The following is a 19570-nucleotide window of genomic DNA, read 5'->3' as shown; positions in this document are numbered from 1 at the left end:
GTGGCCGCACAAGCCACCGCTGGCCCGCTACCATCGGTGACCCATGATTGAAGCCCCCGCCCCTGCTTCGCCGCCCAGCACCCCACCCGCGCGCGGCTTCAGTGCCTCTTTCGTGCGCGTGGTGGCCGACTATGTTCAGGCCCAGAACGTTGATGCCAAACCCATCCTCGATCTTCTGGGCTTGTCGAGCTCGCCCGTCCAGGACGAGGGGCAGCGAGTGCCAGCCTGGCGCCTGAGCCAGTCCCTGTCGCTGGCGGCCCAGTTGCTGGGCGACGAACACATCGGGCTGCACGTGGCCAGCCTGGTTCGCCCGGCTCACCTGGGCTCGCTCGGCTACGCCATGATGAGCTGCACCGTGGGCGGCGAAGGCGTGGCCTTGTTCGAGCAACTGCAAAGCCTGCTGTGCACCGAACTGCGTGGACACCACCGGTTGGCGGGATCGCACATGGAGGCACGCCACGAGGCCTTGGGCCCCTTGCCCGACGACTACCGCTTCTGGTCTTTTTTCATCGCCTCGCGCTTGAGCTTTGCGCGCTGGGTGTCGGGCCGCCACCTGATGCCCGATCGCATCGATTTGCCCTGCGCACCACCTGCGCAGGTGCAGCCCATCCTGGACTTCATCGGTGGCCCCGTGCATTTCCGATCCGCCGAATGCCGGGAGCTGATCCCCGCCGACTGGCTGGGCTGGGCCAATCCCAACGCCGATCCACCGATCCATGGCCTCATGAGCGCCATGGCCCGACGCCAATGGCAAAGCCGCACACAAGACACAGACGCGTTGCGGACCTCGATCACGCAGGCCATTCGGCTCGCACTGGACCGGGGAGAGCCCCCAACGCTGCCCCGCGTCTGCGCAGAACTGGCGGAAACAGGCTTGAGCGCCAGCACGGCCCGGCATGTCCAGCGGCAGCTGTCCGCCCAAGGGCTGAACTTCAAAGGCTTGGTGGAAGAAGCGCGCCAGGAGCAGGCCTTGAAACAGCTGCGCCTGACCGACCTGCCGCTGTCCCGCATTGCGGCCGAAGCCGGCTACGCCGAGACCAGCTCCTTCCACCGCGCCGTGCGCCGCTGGACCGGCATGACCGCCATGGCCGTGCGCCAAGCCGGCAACGACGACAAAAAGAAGCCATGAAAAAAGCCCGCTCAGTGGCGGGCTTCTGGAGAGGCGCTGAGGTTCAGCTCAGATCACTTCTTGCGCAGCCGCTGCAGGGCGACCAACTGGGCAATCATGATCTGCAGTTCGCTCTGAGCCTTGGCCAAATCCAGCTCGCCTTTGGCGTTCTGAACGGCCTCTTGCGCCAGGCGCTTGGCTTCGTTGGCCTTGGACTCGTCGAGGTCCTTGCCGCGGATGGCCGTGTCAGCCAGCACCGTCACGGTACCAGGCTGCACTTCCAGGATGCCGCCAGCCACGAAGACGAACTCTTCTTCGTTGTTGTCGGCGCGCTGGATGCGCACGGCGCCTGCCTTGATGCGCGTGATCAAGGGCGTGTGGCGGGGCAGGATGCCAAGCTCGCCGGACTCACCGGGCAGCGACACCAACGTGGCTTCGCCGGAGAAGATGGACTCTTCTGCCGAAACAACGTCAACGTGAATGGTGGTGGACATAACGGGCTTTCTCGATAGGGTGAAGCGGATCAGGGCCGGGAATCAATCAATCAGGCAGCGAGCAGGGGTTGCCCCCCGCCCTCCGTCTTGCTTACTGAATGCCCTTGGCCTTTTCAACGGCTTCGTCGATGGTGCCGACCATGTAGAACGCTTGTTCTGGCAAGCTGTCGTATTCGCCAGCCACGATGCCCTTGAAGCCACGGATGGTTTCAGACAGGGGCACGTACTTGCCGGGCGAACCCGTGAACACTTCAGCGACGTGGAAAGGCTGCGACAGGAAGCGCTGGATCTTGCGTGCACGGGACACAATCAGCTTGTCTTCAGGTGCCAGCTCGTCCATGCCCAGAATGGCGATGATGTCGCGCAGTTCCTTGTAGCGCTGCAGCGTGCCTTGCACGGCGCGGGCCACGTTATAGTGCTCTTCACCCACCACGTTCGGGGACAGCTGACGCGAGGTCGAATCCAGCGGGTCCACGGCGGGGTAGATGCCCAGCGAAGCGATGTCACGCGACAGCACCACGGTGGAATCCAAGTGGGCGAATGTCGTGGCAGGCGATGGGTCGGTCAAGTCATCCGCTGGCACGTAAACGGCCTGGATGGAGGTGATCGAACCAACCTTGGTCGAAGTGATGCGCTCTTGCAGGCGGCCCATTTCTTCGGCCAGGGTAGGCTGGTAGCCCACGGCAGAAGGCATGCGGCCCAGCAGTGCGGACACTTCGGTGCCGGCCAGGGTGTAGCGGTAGATGTTGTCCACGAAGAACAGCACATCCTTGCCTTCGTCACGGAACGATTCAGCGATCGTCAGGCCGGTCAGCGCCACGCGCAGACGGTTGCCTGGGGGTTCGTTCATCTGGCCGTAGACCATGGCAACCTTGGATTCGCCCAGGTTCTCCAGGTTCACGACGCCCGAATCGGCCATCTCGTGATAAAAGTCGTTGCCCTCACGGGTACGCTCACCCACACCAGCGAACACCGACAGACCGCTGTGGGCCTTGGCGATGTTGTTGATGAGTTCCATCATGTTCACTGTTTTGCCCACACCGGCGCCACCGAACAGACCCACCTTGCCGCCTTTGGCGAACGGGCAGACCAAGTCGATCACCTTGATGCCGGTTTCCAGCAGCTCTTGCGAAGGCGACAGATCGTCGTACGCAGGGGCCTTCCGGTGGATGGAGGCGGTGTGAGTCTGGTCCACGGGCCCACGTTCGTCGATGGGCGCGCCCAGCACGTCCATGATCCGGCCCAGTGTGGCAGGGCCCACGGGCACGGTGATTGCGGCCTTGGTGTTGTACACCATGATGCCGCGACGCAGACCGTCAGATGATCCCAGCGCGATGGTGCGCACGATGCCGTCGCCCAGCAGTTGCTGGACTTCCAACGTCAGGGCAGAGCCGTTCATCTTCAAGGCGTCGTAAACCTTGGGCATCTGGTCACGGGGAAACTCCACGTCCACCACGGCGCCAATGCACTGAACGACCTTACCTACAGCTTGAGTGTCAGCCATCTTGGTTCCTTCAATCAATTAAATCTGGGTCAGACCGCAGCCGCACCGGCCACGATTTCGGACAATTCTTTGGTGATCGCCGCCTGGCGGGTCTTGTTGTAGATGAGCTTGAGCTCAGCGATCACAGAACCAGCGTTGTCGGTGGCGGACTTCATGGCCACCATGCGCGCCGATTGCTCGGACGCCATGTTCTCGGCCACTGCCTGGAAGATCAGTGCTTCAACGTAGCGCACCAGCAGCTCATCGATCACCGCCTTGGCGTCGGGCTCGTAAATGTAGTCCCACTGATGGGCTGGCTCGGAAGCCAACGTCTCAGCCTTCAAGGGCAGCAACTGTTCGACCAAGGCTACCTGCTTCATCGTGTTGATGAAACGGGTGTAGCAGATCTGAACCGAGGCCAGCTCGCCCGCCGCGTACGCGTCGAGCAGCACCTTGACCGGGCCGATCAGTTTTTCAAGGTGAGGCGTGTCACCCAAATGGGTAACGTGCGCCACCACCTTGGCACCGATGCGGTTGGCAAAGCCAAAACCCTTGTTGCCGATCGCCACGATCTCAGCGGTCTTGCCCTGAGCGTCGAGCTCTTTCAGAGTCGTCGTCACACCACGCAGCACGTTGGTATTGAGACCACCACACAGGCCTTTGTCCGCGGTCACCACGATCAGTCCAATCTTCTTGGCGCCCGCATTGGCGATCAGGAAGGGGTGGACGTACTCGGGGTTGGCCTTGGACAGATGGGCAGCGATGTTGCGCACCTTTTCCGCGTAAGGCCGGGCCGCACGCATGCGTTCCTGCGCCTTGCGCATTTTTGAAGCCGCGACCATTTCCATGGCCTTGGTGATCTTCTTGGTGTTCTCTACGCTCTTGATCTTGCCGCGTATTTCCTTGCCTGCCGCCATGACGTGCTCCTGATCAGGCGAACGACTTCTTGAACGCCACGATGGCCGACTGAAGCTCGGCTTCAGCGTCCTTGTCGAGCGCCTTGGTCTGTTCGAGTTTGTCCAACAACGGGGCGTGGCTGGTCTTGAGGAACTGGTGCAGACCAGATTCAAAAGCCAGAACCTTCTTGACCTCGATGCTGTCCATGAAGCCCTTGTTCACGGCGAACAAAGTGGCCCCCATCAGCGAGATCGGCAGTGGCGAGTACTGAGCCTGCTTGAGCAGTTCAGTCACGCGGGCACCACGGTCCAGCTGTTTGCGGGTGGCTTCGTCCAGGTCGGAAGCGAACTGCGCGAACGCGGCCAACTCACGGTACTGGGCCAAGTCGGTGCGGATACCACCGGACAGGTTCTTGATCAGCTTGGTCTGGGCAGCACCACCGACGCGCGACACCGAGATACCGGCGTTGATGGCGGGGCGGATACCGGCATTGAACAGGCTGGTTTCCAGGAAGATCTGGCCGTCGGTGATCGAGATCACATTGGTGGGCACGAAGGCCGACACGTCACCAGCTTGCGTTTCGATGATGGGCAATGCCGTCAGCGAACCCGTCTTGCCCTTGACTTCACCGTTGGTGAAGGCTTCGACGTAGGCGGCATTCACGCGGGCTGCACGCTCCAACAGGCGCGAGTGAATGTAAAACACGTCGCCAGGGTAGGCTTCGCGGCCGGGAGGACGGCGCAAGAGCAGCGACACCTGGCGGTAAGCCACAGCCTGCTTGGACAGGTCGTCATACACGATCAGGGCGTCTTCGCCACGGTCGCGGAAGTACTCGCCCATCGCACAACCCGAGTAGGGCGACACGAACTGCATCGCGGCCGATTCGGACGCCGAGGCGGCCACCACGATGGTGTAGTCCATCGCGCCAGCGTTTTCCAGCGAGCGCACCACGTTCTTGATCGACGAGGCCTTCTGGCCGATCGCGACATAGATGCAGGTGACGCCTTGGCCCTTCTGGCTGATGATGGCGTCGATCGCGACGGCCGTTTTGCCGGTCTGGCGGTCGCCAATGATCAGCTCACGCTGACCACGACCCACGGGCACCATCGAGTCGATGGACTTCAGGCCGGTTTGCAAAGGCTGCGACACCGATTCACGGGCGATCACGCCAGGGGCGATCTTCTCGATGGGCGAGCTGATCTTGGCGTTGATCGGGCCCTTGCCGTCGATCGGCTGGCCGAGGGCGTTGACCACGCGGCCCACCAGTTCGGGGCCCACGGGCACTTCCAAAATGCGACCCGTGCACTTCACGATGTCGCCTTCGGAGATGTGTTCGTACTCGCCCAGGATCACGGCGCCGACAGAGTCGCGCTCGAGGTTCAGGGCCAGGCCGAAGGTCGGGGTGCCGCTGGCGGTGGAGGGGAACTCCAGCATTTCGCCCTGCATCGCATTGGACAGGCCATGGACGCGGACGATGCCGTCGGTCACCGACAGAACGGTGCCTTGGTTGTGGAGGTCCGCAGAGGCACTCAGGCCCTCGATGCGGCTTTTGATCAGTTCAGAAATTTCGGCGGGATTCAATTGCATGCTTAGCTCCCAGTTGGGTCAATCTGTCTCAAGTGCACACCTGAGACAACCCGACGGATAAGGTCGATCCAGTTGTGTCGATGCGGCGCAGGTAGCGTCAATCAGGCGGCGCAATCAGGCTGTTAAAGCGGCCTTCATGCGTTCCAGTCGGGCTTTGACCGAGGTGTCCAGGGCTTCGTCACCGACGACCACACGGATGCCACCGATCAATTCGGGCTCGACCTCCACGGTGGCGACCAGCTTGCGGCCAAAGCGCTTTTCGAGCGCGCTGACCACGTTGGTGAGCTGAGCCTGATCCAGCGGGTAAGCGCTGAAGATCTTGGCATCGGACACACCAGAACTGGCGTTCACCAAGGCGTGAAACTGCCCGATGATTTCAGGCAACGCCGCCAGCCGGCCATTGTCAATCACCAAACGCAGGAAATTCTGCATCAGGGGATCGAGCGGCTGATTGGCAGCGGCCGTCAACACATCGAACACCTGCGCGGGCAGGGTCTTGGGGTTGTCGGCAAACGCCCGCAGCTGACGATCAGCCGCGACGTTGGCCAGCGCCTCCACCTGCCCAGACCAACTCTTCAGGTCGCCTTGTTGGGCGACTTTGAAGAGGGCTTCGGCATAGGGGCGCGCGATGGTTGCCAGCTCAGCCATGCTCAGAGCTCCGTCTGGAGACGGTTCAACAGCTCAGCGTGAACGCCAGCGTTGACTTCTCTTTGCAGGATCTGCTCAGCACCCTTGACCGCCAGTGTGGCCACTTGCTCACGCAGGGACTCACGGGCCCGGACCACTTGCTGTTCGGCGTCAGCCTTGGCAGCAGCGATGATCTTGGCGCCTTCGTCGGTGGCACGCTGTTTGGCGTCCTCGACAATGGCCTGGGCACGCTTTTCAGCGTCAGCAATGCGCTTGGTGCTTTCTTCACGGGTCTGGGCGAGCTGCTCTTCGACGCGCTTGTTGGTCACGGCCAATTCGGCCTTGGCCTTGTCGGCCGCAGCCAGACCGTCAGCGATCTTGCGAGCACGCTCATCCAGGGCCTTGGTCAGAGGAGGCCAAATGTAGCGCGTGGTAAACCACACCAGGATCGCAAAGACGATGGCCTGGAGGAAGAGTGTTGCGTTGATATTCACGGCGCGAGCCTTTCAGACGTGAAAGGTTCGGGGTGACTCAAGCCAGCACGAACGGGTTGGCGAAAGCAAACAGCAGGGCAATGGCCACGCCGATCAGGAAGGCCGCGTCGATCAGACCCGCCAAAATGAACATCTTGGTTTGCAGTTCGTTGATCAGCTCAGGTTGACGAGCCGACGCCTCCAGGAACTTGCCGCCCATCAAAGCGATACCGATCGAAGCGCCGATGGCGCCCAGACCAACGATGATGCCGCATGCCAGTGCCACGAGACCGAGAACATGTTCCATGATGACTCCTAAGTAGAAAAATGAAAAAGAGAAAGGGAAAACAGAAAAACCAGGGACAACTTAATGATGGTCGTGTGCCTGACCCACGTAGATCAGCGTCAACATCATGAAGATGAAAGCTTGCAGCGTGATCACGAGGATGTGGAACAAGGTCCAGAGGGTGCCGGCCGCGATGTGGCCGATGCCCAACCAGAAATAACCTTCAGTGGGGTTGAACTGCCAGGACCAGACGCCGCCCATCAAGGCGATGAGCATGAACACCAGCTCGCCGGCGAACATGTTACCGAACAACCGCATGCCGTGCGAGACGGTCTTGGCGGTGAATTCGATCAGCTGCATCAGGAAGTTGATGGGGTACAGCAGGAAGTGGTCGCCGAAAGGCGCGGCCACGAGCTCGTGCGACCAACCACCCAGGCCCTTGATCTTGATGTTGTAGAAAAGGCAGATCAACAACACGCTGGTGGACAGGCCCAGTGTGGTGGACAGGTCGGCCGTGGGCACGACACGCATGTATTCGTCATAGCCCAAGGCGGGACCGGCGTGGTGCCAGACTTGCGGCAGCAGATCGACCGGCAGCATGTCCATGAAATTCATCAGGAAGATCCAGACGAACACGGTCAAGGCCAGCGGCGCAACGATCTTGCGGCTGTGGGCATTTTTGATGATGCCCTTGGCCTGGTTGTCGACCATTTCGAACAACATCTCGATGGCGGCTTGCGCACGACCCGGCACACCGGAAGTGGCGCGGCGCGCAATCGACCACAGCACGAACGAGCCGATCACACCAATGATCAGCGACCAGAACAGGGAGTCGACGTTGAAGACGGTGAAGTCGACGATCTTGGACTGCTTGACGTTTGCCCAGTCAAAGTTCTTTTGCAAATGCTGCAAGTGGTGCGTGATGTAACCACTGGCGGTCAGGGCGTGCTCTTCTTGTCCTTCGGCTGCCATCGTTGATCTCAGTTAGCGGTTGTCGCTCGCGACGTTTTTCTTCACCCGACCTTGCATGAACAAGGCCAGCCAATTCAGCTTGATGCACACAATCAGGGCCGCCAGAAAGGCAGGCCAGCTCAAATGCGGCACCACTTTGACGGCAGCCACCAACATGATGACTGCCACCCCAATCTTCAAAAACTCCCACAGCATGAAGCCAAAAACGGCCGCACCGGCATTGATGGCAGACACCTGCCGGCTCATCCCGTGGGCGAACAGCGCACCAGGCACCACCACACAGGCTGCACCATAAAGCGCCGACCACACCACATTGCTACGGTGCCCACCCAAAACCCAGAACACCAAAGCGAGCAACATGCCAGCCAGGGCCTGAATGGCGACCACGCGCCACAGGGACACCGCCGGCCGTTTCAGCCTCAGGGCCTCGACCTCGTCGCGGCTCCACTGCCTGATTGGAGCCTCTCCAGCCTCCAAATCATCAACGAAGCCACCAAGGGCTTCTTCGATTTTCCGGGCGCCACCCAAAGTGACTGACAAGGCTGGCGGCTTCATGGTGTCGACAAAACCTAAAGATTATACGCGCTTACTTATGTCGAATCCAGTCTTACGTCATACACAAGACAAGAACCCCTCAAGCGCGGGTCAAGGCTGCACGGCACCTCAGGATTCAATAGCGATTGACGACGCCATCCATATCCGCCCGGAAGTAGTGCGCGCCTGGCAGTGGATTGAAGTAATACGGCTCGGTGGGCTCGAAGCCCAGGCTGCCGTACAACTCGCGGGCGGCCTCCATGTCGCTCAAGGTGTCCACGAACATGGTGCTGAAACCCGATTCACGAGCGCGCTGCATCAAGGCGTCAACCAGCAGGCGCCCCAGGCCGAAGCCGCGGAAGGCGGGGCGCACGTACAGACGCTTCATTTCGCAGGCGTTGGCCTCGCTGGCGCCCAACAGGGAGCGCAAGGCGCAACACCCCGCGATCGCGTCATCCACCACAGCCAAAAGGAACACCTCTTCACCCCCCCCATACATGCCTGCAGGATCGGCCAGCTCGTGCTCGAAGGACTGGAAGGACAGGTCCACCCCCAATGAATCACCGTACTCGGCCAGGATGGATGCGGCCTGCTCCCAGTCGTGCGGCGCCTGTGCCATGCACAAAGAAATCGAAGGGATGTAGGCGTCCATGTGTGATGCGCAGTGTATATCGGTACACCCCTCGTTTGGGGGGGCTCCTCGGGCAAGCCCCATGCTGAATTTTGGACAAGAGCGGCATCCTGATCAACAGGCAAGTAATTGCAACATTTTGTTTTTTCGGCCAGCCCATTCAACGCTCCCCGTTCGGAGGGTTGCCGGGTTGTTGCCCAGGCCTTGGGCGCCCCGGTGGAGTATTTTTATGTCTGCAACTGTCAAAAAAGAGAAGGTGAGCACCTTCTTCCGCCCCATCAGCTCAGTGACGGTCACCAACATCAAACAGATGTATGACCTGTATGCCAAGTATTACGAGAACACGTCGCTGGACATCTTCCTGACCGACTTGTCGAAAAAATCCGGCGTGATCCTGGTGACGCGCGCCGTGGACGATCAGATCGTGGGCTTCTCGACGCAGACGTTTTTCGACCTGAAGGTCGATGGCAAGCGTGTGCGCGGCATCTTCAGTGGTGACACGATCATTGAGCAAGCTTACTGGGGCAACAACGCCCTGGCCAACACCTTCTACCGCCGCCTGATCATCGAACGCCTGAAGCGCCCTTTCGTGCCCTTCTACTGGTTCCTGATCTCCAAGGGGTACAAGACGTACCTGTTGATGACCAACAACTTCTACAACTATTACCCGAACGTGAACGGCAAGGACGACCAGTACCGCCGCGTCACCGAGGCGTATTGCCAGCAGTTGTTCCCGGATGCCTTCGACCGCGAGAAGATGCTGCTGGACTTCGGCGAAAGCTATGTGCGCCTGAAGGGCGACGTCGCCACCATCACGCCTGAGCTGGTCGCGGCCAACCCGCACATCGCCTTCTTCGAGAAGGTGAACCCCAGCTGGCGCCGTGGCACCGAGGTGCCTTGCCTGGCCGCTTGCGATTACGAGAGCCTGTTCCGCTCGATCGTGGACGTGCCCTTGAAGTGGGTCAGGAAGCACGTCCTGGGCACCCACCGCCCGGAAGGCCTGGAACTGGCCAAGCGTCAAGCGACATCGAGTGGAGACCACCACAAGCAGGCATGGCTGGACGTTGACGCCGACGAGGCGATCGAGCGGACCAAGGCCTCCTGACATGGGGGCCAGTCATACCCTAGGACACCACCTTCTCAAACTGCTGGTCGCCCCGGGCCGGCGCCGTTTTGAACGGCATCTTGGCGAACTGGAATCGATCCAGCGCGCCAGGCTGTCGCGTTGGTTGTCCGCTGCCGCCAATTCACCCGAAGGACAACGCCGCGGCATCCGCGCGGATTGGTCGTGGGAAGAGTTCGCCCGCCAGCATCCCGTGACCACTTACAGCGACTATGCCGAGCTGCTCTTGCAGCAACGCGAGCGCAAGCAGAACTTGCTGATCGACTCGCCGGTGATGCGCTACCAACCCACCAGCGGCTCGACCTCGGCGGTGAAGTGGATCCCGTACACCAAGATGTTCCTGGACGAGCTGGACCAGGTGATCACGGCTTGGGTGGGCGATCTGTACCGCCAGTTCCCCGGGCAGGCCCATGGCACGCACTACTGGTCGTTGTCGTGGATCCCCACCGACATGCGCGGCCAGGCCGCCGGCGACATCAACGACGACATGAAGATGTTGTCCTGGGGCAAACGCCTGCTGGCGTATTTGACCCAAGCGGCACCGCAAGAGATTGCGCTGGCCGAGACGTCGGAGGACTCCTTGTTCGCCACCTTGGCCTACCTGGTGTCCGACGAAGCGCTGGGCTTCATCTCGGTGTGGAGCCCCACGTTTGGCCTGGGCCTGCTGGAGCAGATGGGCCGCTGGCGTGAAGAGCTGGCCGAGGCCTTGTCACGGGGGCAATGGGGCCATCGCACATCGCACATGGCCGGGTTGCCTTGCCCGCAGTCGCCCCGCGCCGCGCAGTTGCTGCGCGAATGGAATGGCGCGACGAGCGCCGAATTCTTCGCGAAGCTGTGGCCGCAGTTGGCCGTGCTGAGCGCGTGGGACACGGCCGCCGCCGCGCCCTGGGCGCAAAAGCTCAAGTCGCTGATGCCGCACGCCAACTTCCAGGGCAAGGGCCTGTGGGCCACCGAGGGCGTGGTGACCTTCCCGTTTCAAGGCCGATACCCGCTGTCCTACCTGAGCCACTTTTACGAGTTCCAGGACGCGCAGGATGACCGGGTGCTGGCCCCCTGGCAGTTGCGCGAAGGCCAGGACGTGATCCCCATCATGACCACCGGCAGCGGCTTTGCGCGCTACAAGATGAGCGATGTGATCCGCGTGGATGGGCACCTGGGACAAGTGCCTTGCTTTACCTTTTTGGGCCGCAACGACGGCGTGGACCTGGTGGGCGAGAAGATCAGCGCCACCACCGCACAACAGGTGCAGGACGGCCTGCTGCTGGACAACGCGCTGCCGGTGACCTTGCTGGCGTTGGACCACAGCACCCATCAGTCGCCCGGCTATGTGCTGCTGGTGGAGTGCGCGCCGGAAGTGAACCGCGATGCCTTGCAGCAGTCGCTGTCGATTCAGCTGGAAAAATCCCTGCTGAGCAATTTTCACTACAAGTTGGCCCGCGAGCTGGGCCAGTTGCAGCCGGCCGCTTGTATCGCCCTGCCCCACATGCGCGAGATCTACCTGGACCAATGTCGCCTTCGCGGCATGATCGAAGGCAACATCAAGATCGAACCCTTGCGCCATTGGCGTGGCGAAGTACCGCCTGTGTTGCGCGACGTGCTGGACACGGTCGCCACCTGACCAGCGCTTGCTTCAGAATCACCACCACCCGAACAACCACTTGCACCGAACATGGCCATCACCGTAAGACTGGGCACCCCCGCCGACAACGCCAAGATGCAGGACCTGATCACCAAGATCACGATGCCGGGTGTGGCGCAGATGTGCTTCCAGCGCGACCCGGACTTCTTCGTCGGGGCCAAGGTGATCGGTGACGAGTTTGTGTTGACGGTGGCCGATGACGATGAGCGCCCCGATGTGCTGGCAGGCCTGACGGTGATCTCGGGCCGCGAGCTGTTCATCAGTGGGCAAAAGCGCCGTGTTTATTACTCGGGCGACACGCGGGTGGACCCGTTCTACCGTCGACGCGGCATCGCCTCTAACTTGTTCGTTGAGCAAAAGAAGTTCCGATCAAGCGAGGACCTGCTGCAAGGCATCGTGTTGAAAGAGAACACGGCGCCGCTGGACGCTGCCGCCAAGTCGGCCGATGGCGTGCTGTTCCGCTACTGGATCAGCCACGCGATTGAAACCAGCTTCATCTTCACGCGCAAGATCACACCGCGCATCCCGGCGGGCGTGCAGATCCGCGCGGCCACCATGGCCGATGTGCCTGCCATGCAGGCCTTCTTTGATGTGGAAGCACCGCGCCGCAATGGCTACCCGGTGTACGACTTCAGCAAGCTGGTGGCGGGCGATCCGTACTACGCGGGCCTGTCGATCGGCGACTTCGCCCTGGCCACGCGCGATGGCGAGATCGTCGGCTTTTTGGCAGGCTGGAACCAGAAGGCCTACAAGCAGACACGCATCGTGGGCTTCAAGCCCATCGTCAAGGTGCTGCGCCCGCTGTACAACCTCTACGTGAGCTTGACTGGCGGCTTCAAGCTGCCCGCCATCGGCGGCGAGCTGAACTACCTGTCGCTGTACAACATCCTGGTGGCCCAAGACGACAAGGCCGTGCTGCAGGGCCTGATCGACTGGGTCATGGCCCACCAGGGCCAGAAATACGATGCGCTGGCCATCGGCATCACGCAGACTGATCCGCTGGCCGAGGTGCCACGTGGCTACAAACGCCAGAAGCTGTTCTCCAGCCACTTCTGGCTGAGCTATGGCGAGGATCCTCGCCCCGGCATCGACGAGCGCCCGCTGTACGTGGAGTTGGGCCGCCTTTAACCCGCCCATGACCCCGGCGATGATCTGCGGGGAGCGATCGGCAAAGTGCTCATGAATTTGCCCCTCACCCCTGAACGGGTGCCAAGCGTTCAATGGACTTTGTGGTCGTGTGCTGGCTCAGGCAAAACCTCGCGGACCATGCGCCGCATGGTTGAACCGAGGTGTTCGCTGAAGGCGGCCACCTCATCCGCCGAGGTCTCTGACTCCTGCCAGATCATGGAGCAGAGCAGTTCGTCATTGACCTCCATCAAGCCCATGATCGGCGAGATGCTGTTGACCGCCGCCGAGAACTGCGCGACCTGGATCGCCGCGTCCTTGGAATTGATGTAGCCGCAGACGTCGCCCAGGCTGGTGGCGTGGGCACTGATCTGCGGAAATCGATCCGCCCGGCGCAACTTCACGCCCACATGGCCGATCAGGGTGCGGCCCATCAAAGGCATCAGCTCTTCGAACAGATAGGTCCAGCACATCTCGCGGCGGGCAAAGCGTGACTGCCCTTCCTTGATGCTGGCATCGATGGACTTGACACGCTCCTGCAGGGACTTGCCCGGCCCCTGCTCGATCACCAGGAAGGCGCCCACGTGGTTGCCCCACAAGGGGCCGTGTCCTGCCGACTTGGCGTAGTAGCGCCGCATGTCCACCGAGGTGCGGATCACGGCCGCGGCCTTGGGATCATCGGGGGCCTGCTCCAGAAAGGTCTGGGCAATCGCCGCGGTCAGGAAGGTATTGAGGGTCACGCCCAATTGGCGCGCCGCTTTGCGCAGGTCCGCCACAGGCACGGGCAGTGCCCCTTGGCTCAGGCCGGAGGTGCCGTAATTTGGCCTCGGTTGGCGGGGCAGTTGCTGCACGTTGACGCTGGCCAGCAGTTGGCTCTCAGCAACCTTGTGCTGCCGCGAACGCCACACCTTGCCGGGCCATTGCCACCACAGCGCGGGGGCGATGGCGCCCACCATGGAAGGTGCCTCGATGGGCATGGCCTCCATCGGCAGGCCATTGATCCCCAGGATGCACTGCTTGACCAGGTGCAGCATCGTCATGCCATCGGCAAAGATGTGCGGCACACCGAACATCAGCACGGGCCGCTGGGCATGCGGCACGTACCACATGCGCAGCCCGATGCCTTTCTCCAGGGGCACCACGTGGTGCATGCATTGGCGATGCCAGGCTTGCAGCGCGGCCGGATCATCCACAGGGATGTGCGGCTGCACTTCGAAGGCGAGTTCAAACAACTGATCCACCACCAGGTCATCTGGCAGGATGCGGAAGTGGTAGCGGTGAAGCCCCGGCTCAATGACGGCACGCAGCTTGGGGTAGAGCGTGACCATCTGACGCAACACGCGCTTGACCAGCAAGGTGTCCACCGGCGCACTCAGCCTCAGCAAGTAGGGCTGGATCATGGTGCCGACCAGGCCTTCAACGGCGGAATAGGCATGCTCGGTGCGGTTGAAGGGGACGATGTCTTGGGTGATAGCGACCATGCACGCATCATGGCCTGACATCGGCCGGGTGCCACCCCCGTGAACAGGTGATCAGGCGTTCAACGAATCGCATGCATTCAACGGCATGCTTGACAAAGGCTCATCGTCGCGGGGCTTGGCCACCAGCACTGGGGGGTCGATGCCTGCTTCGCCCACCAATCTTTCAAAGGTGCGGTCAAGGCGCGCCAGGTAAGCGTCGATCTCTTGCACCGTGTTGTCGCTGCGCTGCCAAGAGGTGGGCAGGTAGAACACACCGTCGAGCTCCACCATCACCATCAGCAGGGCCACGCTGGTCACGATGGGCTGGAACTCGATGGCCCTGATGGCCGCACCCGGTGGGTTGATGCCACTGACATCGCCCAGACTGGTGCAATGGCAGCTGATCTTGGGGCACTTGTTCTGGCGCTTGAGCTGGTGGGCGACGTGCCCGATCAAGGTTCGGCCCAGCCAAGGCATGGCCTCTTCCAGCAGGTAAGTCCAGCACATCTCGCGCCGCGCAAATCGGTCCAGCCCCTCCTTGACGTGCGCCCCCACCGACCGCACCCGCTCTGGCAGGGACTTGCGCGGATCGTCTTCGGTGACCAGAAAGGCACCCACGTGGTTGCCCCACAGCGGACCGAACCGGCGCGACTCGGGGTAATGACGGCGCAGGTCCACCGAGACGCGGATCACGGCGGCGGCTTGAGGATCATCGGGCGCCTGGTCCAGGAAACTTTAGGCCACGGCCGAGACCATGAAGGTGTTCAGCGACACCCCCAGCTTGCGCGCGGCCTGGCGCAAGACCGCCGAGCCCACGCTGACCCGGTGCTGGCGCATGGCGTTGACCGAGAAGTGCGTGGTGGTCTGCATTGGCAATTGCTGGATGTGCAGGCCAGCCTGGCGCTTCGCCTCGTTCACCTTGTGCTGGCGCGAGCGCCAGATTTGCCGGGGCCATTGCCACCAATGGGCCGGCGCCACGGCGCCCAGCATCGACGGCGTTTCCACGGCTTGCATCTCGATGGTCTGGCCATTGAGCAGCTTGAGCAGATCGCCCACCAGTTGCATGCAGGTGCGCCCATCGCCGAACAGATGGTGCAGGCAGAAAAAGATCACGGGTTGCGAGGCATGAGGTATGAAACGCAGGTGCACCGACAAGCCGCGCTCCAGCGGCATGACCTCGTTGAGCATCTGATTCTGGTAGGCCTCCAACGCGGCGCAGTCGTGCGCATTGATGTGCGCTTCGACCCGGTAGGCGACGTTGAACAGCTGGTCCACCAAGTCGTCATCGGGCAGGATGCGCAAGCGGTAGAAATACAGCCCCGGCGCCACCACACCCCGCAGGCGGGGATGGTGGCTGACCAGGGAACGCATGGCACGGCGCACATCATCCTCCGCGACGGGCGCGTTCAGACGAATCATGTAAGGCTGGACCATGGTGCCAGCAGCACCATCGATGGCGGCGTAGCCATGCTCGGTGCGGTTCAGGGCATGAGTGATCGCTTCAACTGCTTGGATCATGCCAAGATCGTGCCAGAAGGCGGCACGCGCCACCCTTGTGACAAATGCGGAGGCAAAGGAACATTTTCCGAGCATGCGTGACATCCGTCCGGCGAGGGCACTGCCTACAATGCCGGGATGACCACCGCCACGCCCAAGCTTCCCTCCCTGGCCAATGACCGCTTCCTTCGGGCATGCCTGCGCCTGCCCACCGACGCCACGCCCGTGTGGCTGATGCGCCAGGCGGGCCGCTATTTGCCCGAGTACCGCGCCACGCGCGACAAGGCCGGCAGCTTCATGGGCCTGGCCACCAACCCCGAAGCCGCCTGCGAAGTCACCCTGCAGCCGCTGGCCCGCTACGACCTGGACGCGGCCATCCTGTTCAGCGACATCCTGACCGTGCCCGATGCCATGGGCCTGGGCTTGAGCTTTGCCGCCGGCGAGGGCCCCAAGTTCGCCAACGTGGTGCGCGACGAAGCCGCCGTGGCCAAGCTGGCCGTGCCCGACATGGACAAACTGCGCTACGTGTTCGACGCCGTGCGCACCATCCGCAAAGCCCTGGCTGATTCAGACGGCGTGGGCCGCGTGCCCCTGATCGGCTTTTCAGGCAGCCCCTGGACGCTGGCCTGCTACATGGTCGAAGGCGGTGGCTCGGACGACTACCGACTGGTCAAGACCCTGATGTACCAGCGCCCCGACCTGATGCACCGCATCCTGGCCATCAACGCCGACGCCGTGGCCCTGTACCTCAACACCCAGATCGAAGCGGGCGCCCAAGCAGTGATGGTGTTCGACTCGTGGGGCGGCGTGCTGGCCGATGGGGCCTTCCAGGAATTCAGCTTGGCCTACACGAAGCGCGTGCTGTCGAAGCTGAAGAAAGAACACGATGGTTTCCGCATCCCGCACATCGTGTTCACCAAAGGCGGCGGCCTGTGGATCGACCAGATCGCCGACGCCGGCGCCGATGTCATCGGCCTGGACTGGACCGTGAACCTGGCCCAGGCCCGTGCGCGCGTGGGTGACCGCGTGGCCTTGCAGGGCAACCTCGACCCCAACGTGCTGTTCGCCCAACCCGCGCAAATCCAGGCCGAAGTCATCAAAACGCTGGACAGCTTTGGGGTGCCGAGTGCCGGCCACGGCCACATCTTTAACCTGGGCCATGGCATCAGCCAGTTCACGCCACCCGAGCACGTGTCGGTGCTGGTGGACACGGTGCACGAACACTCGCGCCGCCAGCGCAGCTGAGGCGCTGTCAGGCCGCGTGGGCGGTTGAGCCTTCGCGGGAGGCCAGAACGGCGGCCAGCAGGATCAAACCACCGCCCGCCATCATGATCGGGGTGAGCACCTCGCCGCCCCACCACACGGCGGAACCGGCGGCGAACACGATTTCGGTCAGCATCACCACCGAGCTGATGTTGACCGGCACGCGCGAGGCGCCATATTGCAATGCCATGTTGCCGCAGAACATGAGCAGGCCCAGCGCCAGCGCGCCGAACAACCAGCGCGCGTCGAATGCGGGCAAGGGTGGGATGACGCCCTGGCTTGACAAGACCACCGCCAGGCAACCCGGCAGCAGGATGCCGCCCATGAACATCGCCAGGGCGCGCGCGGCCGTGTCCTGGTGTACCTGCTGCCGAAGGATCACGTTGTTGGCCGCGAAACCGAATCCACCCACCAGGCCCAGCACATCGGGCAAGCCCGCGAAGACCGGCCAGGGCGCGTCAGCCGGCTTGAGCACCAGCACGGCCCCCAACAGCGCCAAAGCCACCCGAAAGGCCGCCGCCGAGGTGGGCCGCTCGCCCAGTGTCAGCCAGGCCAGCAGCGCCGCCCACACGGGCATCAGGTAGAACAGCAGCACCACGCGAACCACCTCACCCACGCTCACGCCCCAGTTGAAAGCCGCGTTGGTGCTGCCAGCCGCCAGGGCCAAGCACCACAGCGCAGGAGAGCGAAGCAGCACCGCCAGGGCCGACGGCCGCCAGGCCATGACCAAACCCGTGCTCAGCACGAAGAAAATCGAGGTGGCCCACAGGGGGTGCAAGCCCATGGCCTGCAGTTGCCGCAATGGCCACCAGGACAGCCCCCAGATCATCGCGTTGCCCACCAGCGCAAGGTAAGGCATCAACGTCGCTCGATCACCATGGGGTTCAGGGCCAGGACTTCGCGGACGGATTGCGCCACGCCTTGCGCCTGCTCGCGGCTTTCATAGGGGCCCACCTGCAGGCGGAACAAGGCCGCCTCTTTGAACACCGCCATCAGCGGCGTCAGGGACGACAGTTCGGTGGTGACCCGTTGCTGCAACTGGTCGACCCCCTCGCGTTTGCCCAGCGCGGCCAACTGCACCCAAAAGCCACGGGCGGCCTGGGTGTAGGCACGTCCGGGGGCTTCGGCCACGGGTGAAGTCTTGGCGTTGTCAAGTGCCTGGGCCAAGGGATCGGCCGCAGCGGTAGCTGGCGGGGGCGCGGTCGCCGAAGCCAAAGTCGCGATGGGATCGTCATTGCCCGGCTCTTGGCTCATGGCAGGCAGGCCGCGACGCCATGCCCCCGTGCGGATGTCGTCAAACGTCAGGCGCTCCAGCTCCACCTCGGCACTGCCCATGGCCACGATGCCCAGTTTCAGGGCCGCCGCGTAACTCAGGTCCAGCACCCGGGACGAGTGAAAAGGCCCACGATCATTGACCCGCACGATCACCTCCTTGCCAGACGCGATGTGGCGCACGCGCACATAGCTGGGGATGGGCAAGGTGCGGTGGGCCGCGGTCAAGCCATAGAGGCTGAAGAGCTCGCCACTGGCCGTGCGCCGCCCATGGAATTTTTGGCCATACCAGGAGGCCAGGCCACGCTGCTTCCAGGACACGTCCGTGGACATGGGCGCGTAACTTTGGCCCATGACCGAGTAAGGCTTGTTGGGCCCACCCTGGCGGATGGGCTCAACCTTGGGCTCGGGGTCGGGCAGCTTGGCCAGGTCGGCGGGCGTCACCGCTGGCGGACCATCCCGCCCCCCCGCTGGCGAGCGGGTCGCCGTCGCCGGACCAGGCCCCGAGGCGCATCCAGCCAGGATCAGCAAGGCCAGCAAGCTGACCGAAAGGCCAAAGGATGAGCGCAAGACAAAAACAGACATGGCCCGCACCATACACGACTTGCCGCTGCACTGGCTGGCACGCCGTGCTGGCAGGGCAAATGCGCCAGAGGGGTTTTCATCAGGCGTGAAATCAGGCCCAAGCGCGGCACAATTCACACACCGAACTTTGAAATGCGCCGCCATGTCCTCCGACCTCGAACGCCCCTTCGATCATCCTTTCGAGAGGGGCATGCGCAACCGGCGGGCCGCCTTGGGCGACGCCTGGGTGGACAAGTCGGTGGCCAAGGCCAACGCCTTCACGGCCGAGTTCCAGCACTTCATCACTGACTACGCCTGGCATGGTGTCTGGGGCCGCCCCGGCCTGGACTGGAAAACCCGCCGCATCATCGTGTTGGCCGTGACCAGCGCCCTGGGCCGCTGGGACGAGTTCGACATCCACTTGCGGGGCGCCTTGACGCCCGGCAACGCGCACACCCTGAGCGTGGAAGAAGTGCGCGAGGCCCTGATCCAGATCTCGATCTACGCTGGCGTGCCCGCCGCCAACACCGGATTT

At 62.6% G+C, this 19570-nt stretch carries 21 protein-coding genes; 6 read left to right on the top strand and 15 right to left on the bottom strand.

Annotation, left to right across the window (positions count from 1 at the left end; all coding sequences use genetic code 11):
* Positions 1–43: 43 nt before the first annotated feature.
* Entirely contained in the window at positions 44–1129 is a 1086-nt protein-coding gene (locus H7225_RS09355; protein ID WP_290661133.1) for an AraC family transcriptional regulator, read from the top strand.
* 53 nt (positions 1130–1182) lie between these two features.
* Here the strand turns inward: H7225_RS09355 and H7225_RS09350 are convergent, their stop codons facing one another.
* The 10 genes from H7225_RS09350 to H7225_RS09305 all read right to left on the bottom strand — a co-directional run bounded on the left by H7225_RS09350 (position 1183) and on the right by H7225_RS09305 (position 9113).
* The gene (locus H7225_RS09350) at positions 1183–1602 is read right to left on the bottom strand and encodes a F0F1 ATP synthase subunit epsilon (protein ID WP_290661131.1); all 420 of its coding nucleotides are present in this window, start codon (positions 1600–1602) and stop codon (positions 1183–1185) included.
* 91 nt (positions 1603–1693) lie between these two features.
* Entirely contained in the window at positions 1694–3106 is a 1413-nt protein-coding gene (gene atpD / locus H7225_RS09345; protein WP_290661129.1) for a F0F1 ATP synthase subunit beta, read from the bottom strand.
* A 29-nt stretch (positions 3107–3135) separates the two neighbouring features.
* Positions 3136–4002 carry a F0F1 ATP synthase subunit gamma gene (atpG, locus tag H7225_RS09340; protein WP_290661127.1) on the bottom strand — a complete coding sequence of 289 codons (867 nt, stop codon included), beginning with the start codon at positions 4000–4002 and terminating at the stop codon, positions 3136–3138.
* A 13-nt stretch (positions 4003–4015) separates the two neighbouring features.
* The gene (atpA, locus tag H7225_RS09335; RefSeq protein WP_290661125.1) at positions 4016–5569 is read right to left on the bottom strand and encodes a F0F1 ATP synthase subunit alpha; all 1554 of its coding nucleotides are present in this window, start codon (positions 5567–5569) and stop codon (positions 4016–4018) included.
* A gap of 114 nt (positions 5570–5683) precedes the next feature.
* Entirely contained in the window at positions 5684–6217 is a 534-nt protein-coding gene (locus tag H7225_RS09330; RefSeq protein ID WP_290661123.1) for a F0F1 ATP synthase subunit delta, read from the bottom strand.
* Between the two features lie 2 nt (positions 6218–6219).
* A complete protein-coding gene (locus H7225_RS09325) occupies positions 6220–6690 on the bottom strand; it encodes a F0F1 ATP synthase subunit B (protein ID WP_290661121.1) in 471 nt (156 codons plus the stop codon).
* 37 nt (positions 6691–6727) lie between these two features.
* A complete protein-coding gene (atpE, locus tag H7225_RS09320) occupies positions 6728–6976 on the bottom strand; it encodes a F0F1 ATP synthase subunit C (RefSeq protein ID WP_290661119.1) in 249 nt (82 codons plus the stop codon).
* 60 nt (positions 6977–7036) lie between these two features.
* On the bottom strand, positions 7037–7927 hold the full coding sequence (gene atpB / locus H7225_RS09315) for a F0F1 ATP synthase subunit A (RefSeq protein ID WP_290661117.1): 891 nt from the start codon (positions 7925–7927) through the stop codon (positions 7037–7039).
* A 12-nt stretch (positions 7928–7939) separates the two neighbouring features.
* The gene (locus H7225_RS09310) at positions 7940–8482 is read right to left on the bottom strand and encodes an ATP synthase subunit I (RefSeq protein ID WP_290661115.1); all 543 of its coding nucleotides are present in this window, start codon (positions 8480–8482) and stop codon (positions 7940–7942) included.
* A 115-nt stretch (positions 8483–8597) separates the two neighbouring features.
* Complete coding sequence (locus H7225_RS09305) at positions 8598–9113, bottom strand: GNAT family N-acetyltransferase (RefSeq protein ID WP_290661113.1); 516 nt, start codon at positions 9111–9113, stop codon at positions 8598–8600.
* A 208-nt stretch (positions 9114–9321) separates the two neighbouring features.
* On the opposite strand from H7225_RS09305, the gene H7225_RS09300 reads away from it, so the two are divergent.
* The 3 genes from H7225_RS09300 to H7225_RS09290 are packed head-to-tail and all read left to right on the top strand — an operon-like array spanning position 9322 to position 12982.
* Positions 9322–10197, top strand: a complete 876-nt coding sequence (locus H7225_RS09300; RefSeq protein ID WP_290661111.1) for a hypothetical protein — start codon at positions 9322–9324, stop codon at positions 10195–10197.
* A gap of 1 nt (position 10198) precedes the next feature.
* Positions 10199–11833 carry a GH3 auxin-responsive promoter family protein gene (locus tag H7225_RS09295; RefSeq protein ID WP_290661109.1) on the top strand — a complete coding sequence of 545 codons (1635 nt, stop codon included), beginning with the start codon at positions 10199–10201 and terminating at the stop codon, positions 11831–11833.
* Positions 11834–11884: 51 nt separating this feature from the next.
* Positions 11885–12982, top strand: coding sequence for a hypothetical protein (locus tag H7225_RS09290; protein WP_290661107.1), 1098 nt, complete (start codon positions 11885–11887; stop codon positions 12980–12982).
* Positions 12983–13071: 89 nt separating this feature from the next.
* Here H7225_RS09290 and H7225_RS09285 read toward each other — a convergent pair whose 3' ends face one another.
* From H7225_RS09285 to H7225_RS09275, 3 genes are read right to left on the bottom strand one after another with little or no spacing between them, the layout of a single operon-like run.
* Entirely contained in the window at positions 13072–14460 is a 1389-nt protein-coding gene (locus H7225_RS09285) for a hypothetical protein (protein WP_290661105.1), read from the bottom strand.
* 51 nt (positions 14461–14511) lie between these two features.
* Positions 14512–15132: a hypothetical protein gene (locus tag H7225_RS09280; protein ID WP_290661103.1), complete on the bottom strand. Its 621-nt coding sequence runs from the start codon at positions 15130–15132 to the stop codon at positions 14512–14514.
* Positions 15133–15174: 42 nt separating this feature from the next.
* Positions 15175–15957 (bottom strand): hypothetical protein, encoded by a 783-nt coding sequence (locus H7225_RS09275; protein ID WP_290661101.1) that lies wholly within the window; start codon positions 15955–15957, stop codon positions 15175–15177.
* A 117-nt stretch (positions 15958–16074) separates the two neighbouring features.
* Between H7225_RS09275 and hemE the strand changes: the two genes are divergently transcribed.
* On the top strand, positions 16075–17181 hold the full coding sequence (gene hemE / locus H7225_RS09270) for a uroporphyrinogen decarboxylase (protein WP_290661099.1): 1107 nt from the start codon (positions 16075–16077) through the stop codon (positions 17179–17181).
* Positions 17182–17188: 7 nt separating this feature from the next.
* Here the strand turns inward: hemE and H7225_RS09265 are convergent, their stop codons facing one another.
* The gene (locus H7225_RS09265) at positions 17189–18058 is read right to left on the bottom strand and encodes a DMT family transporter (RefSeq protein ID WP_290661097.1); all 870 of its coding nucleotides are present in this window, start codon (positions 18056–18058) and stop codon (positions 17189–17191) included.
* Positions 18058–19056, bottom strand: coding sequence for a septal ring lytic transglycosylase RlpA family protein (locus H7225_RS09260; RefSeq protein WP_290661095.1), 999 nt, complete (start codon positions 19054–19056; stop codon positions 18058–18060). Before H7225_RS09260 ends, H7225_RS09265 begins: the two co-directional genes overlap by 1 nt.
* 142 nt (positions 19057–19198) lie before the next feature.
* On the opposite strand from H7225_RS09260, the gene H7225_RS09255 reads away from it, so the two are divergent.
* The coding region (locus H7225_RS09255; RefSeq protein ID WP_290661093.1) for a carboxymuconolactone decarboxylase family protein at positions 19199–19570 on the top strand (372 nt) is incomplete at its 3' end.

It is taken from the genome of Aquabacterium sp. (assembly GCF_014378415.1).
In the GTDB taxonomy this organism is placed as follows: Bacteria; Pseudomonadota; Gammaproteobacteria; order Burkholderiales; family Burkholderiaceae_C; genus Aquabacterium.
The sequence above is the reverse complement of the archived record's forward strand: the minus strand, read 5'-3'. Positions and strand labels throughout refer to the sequence as shown.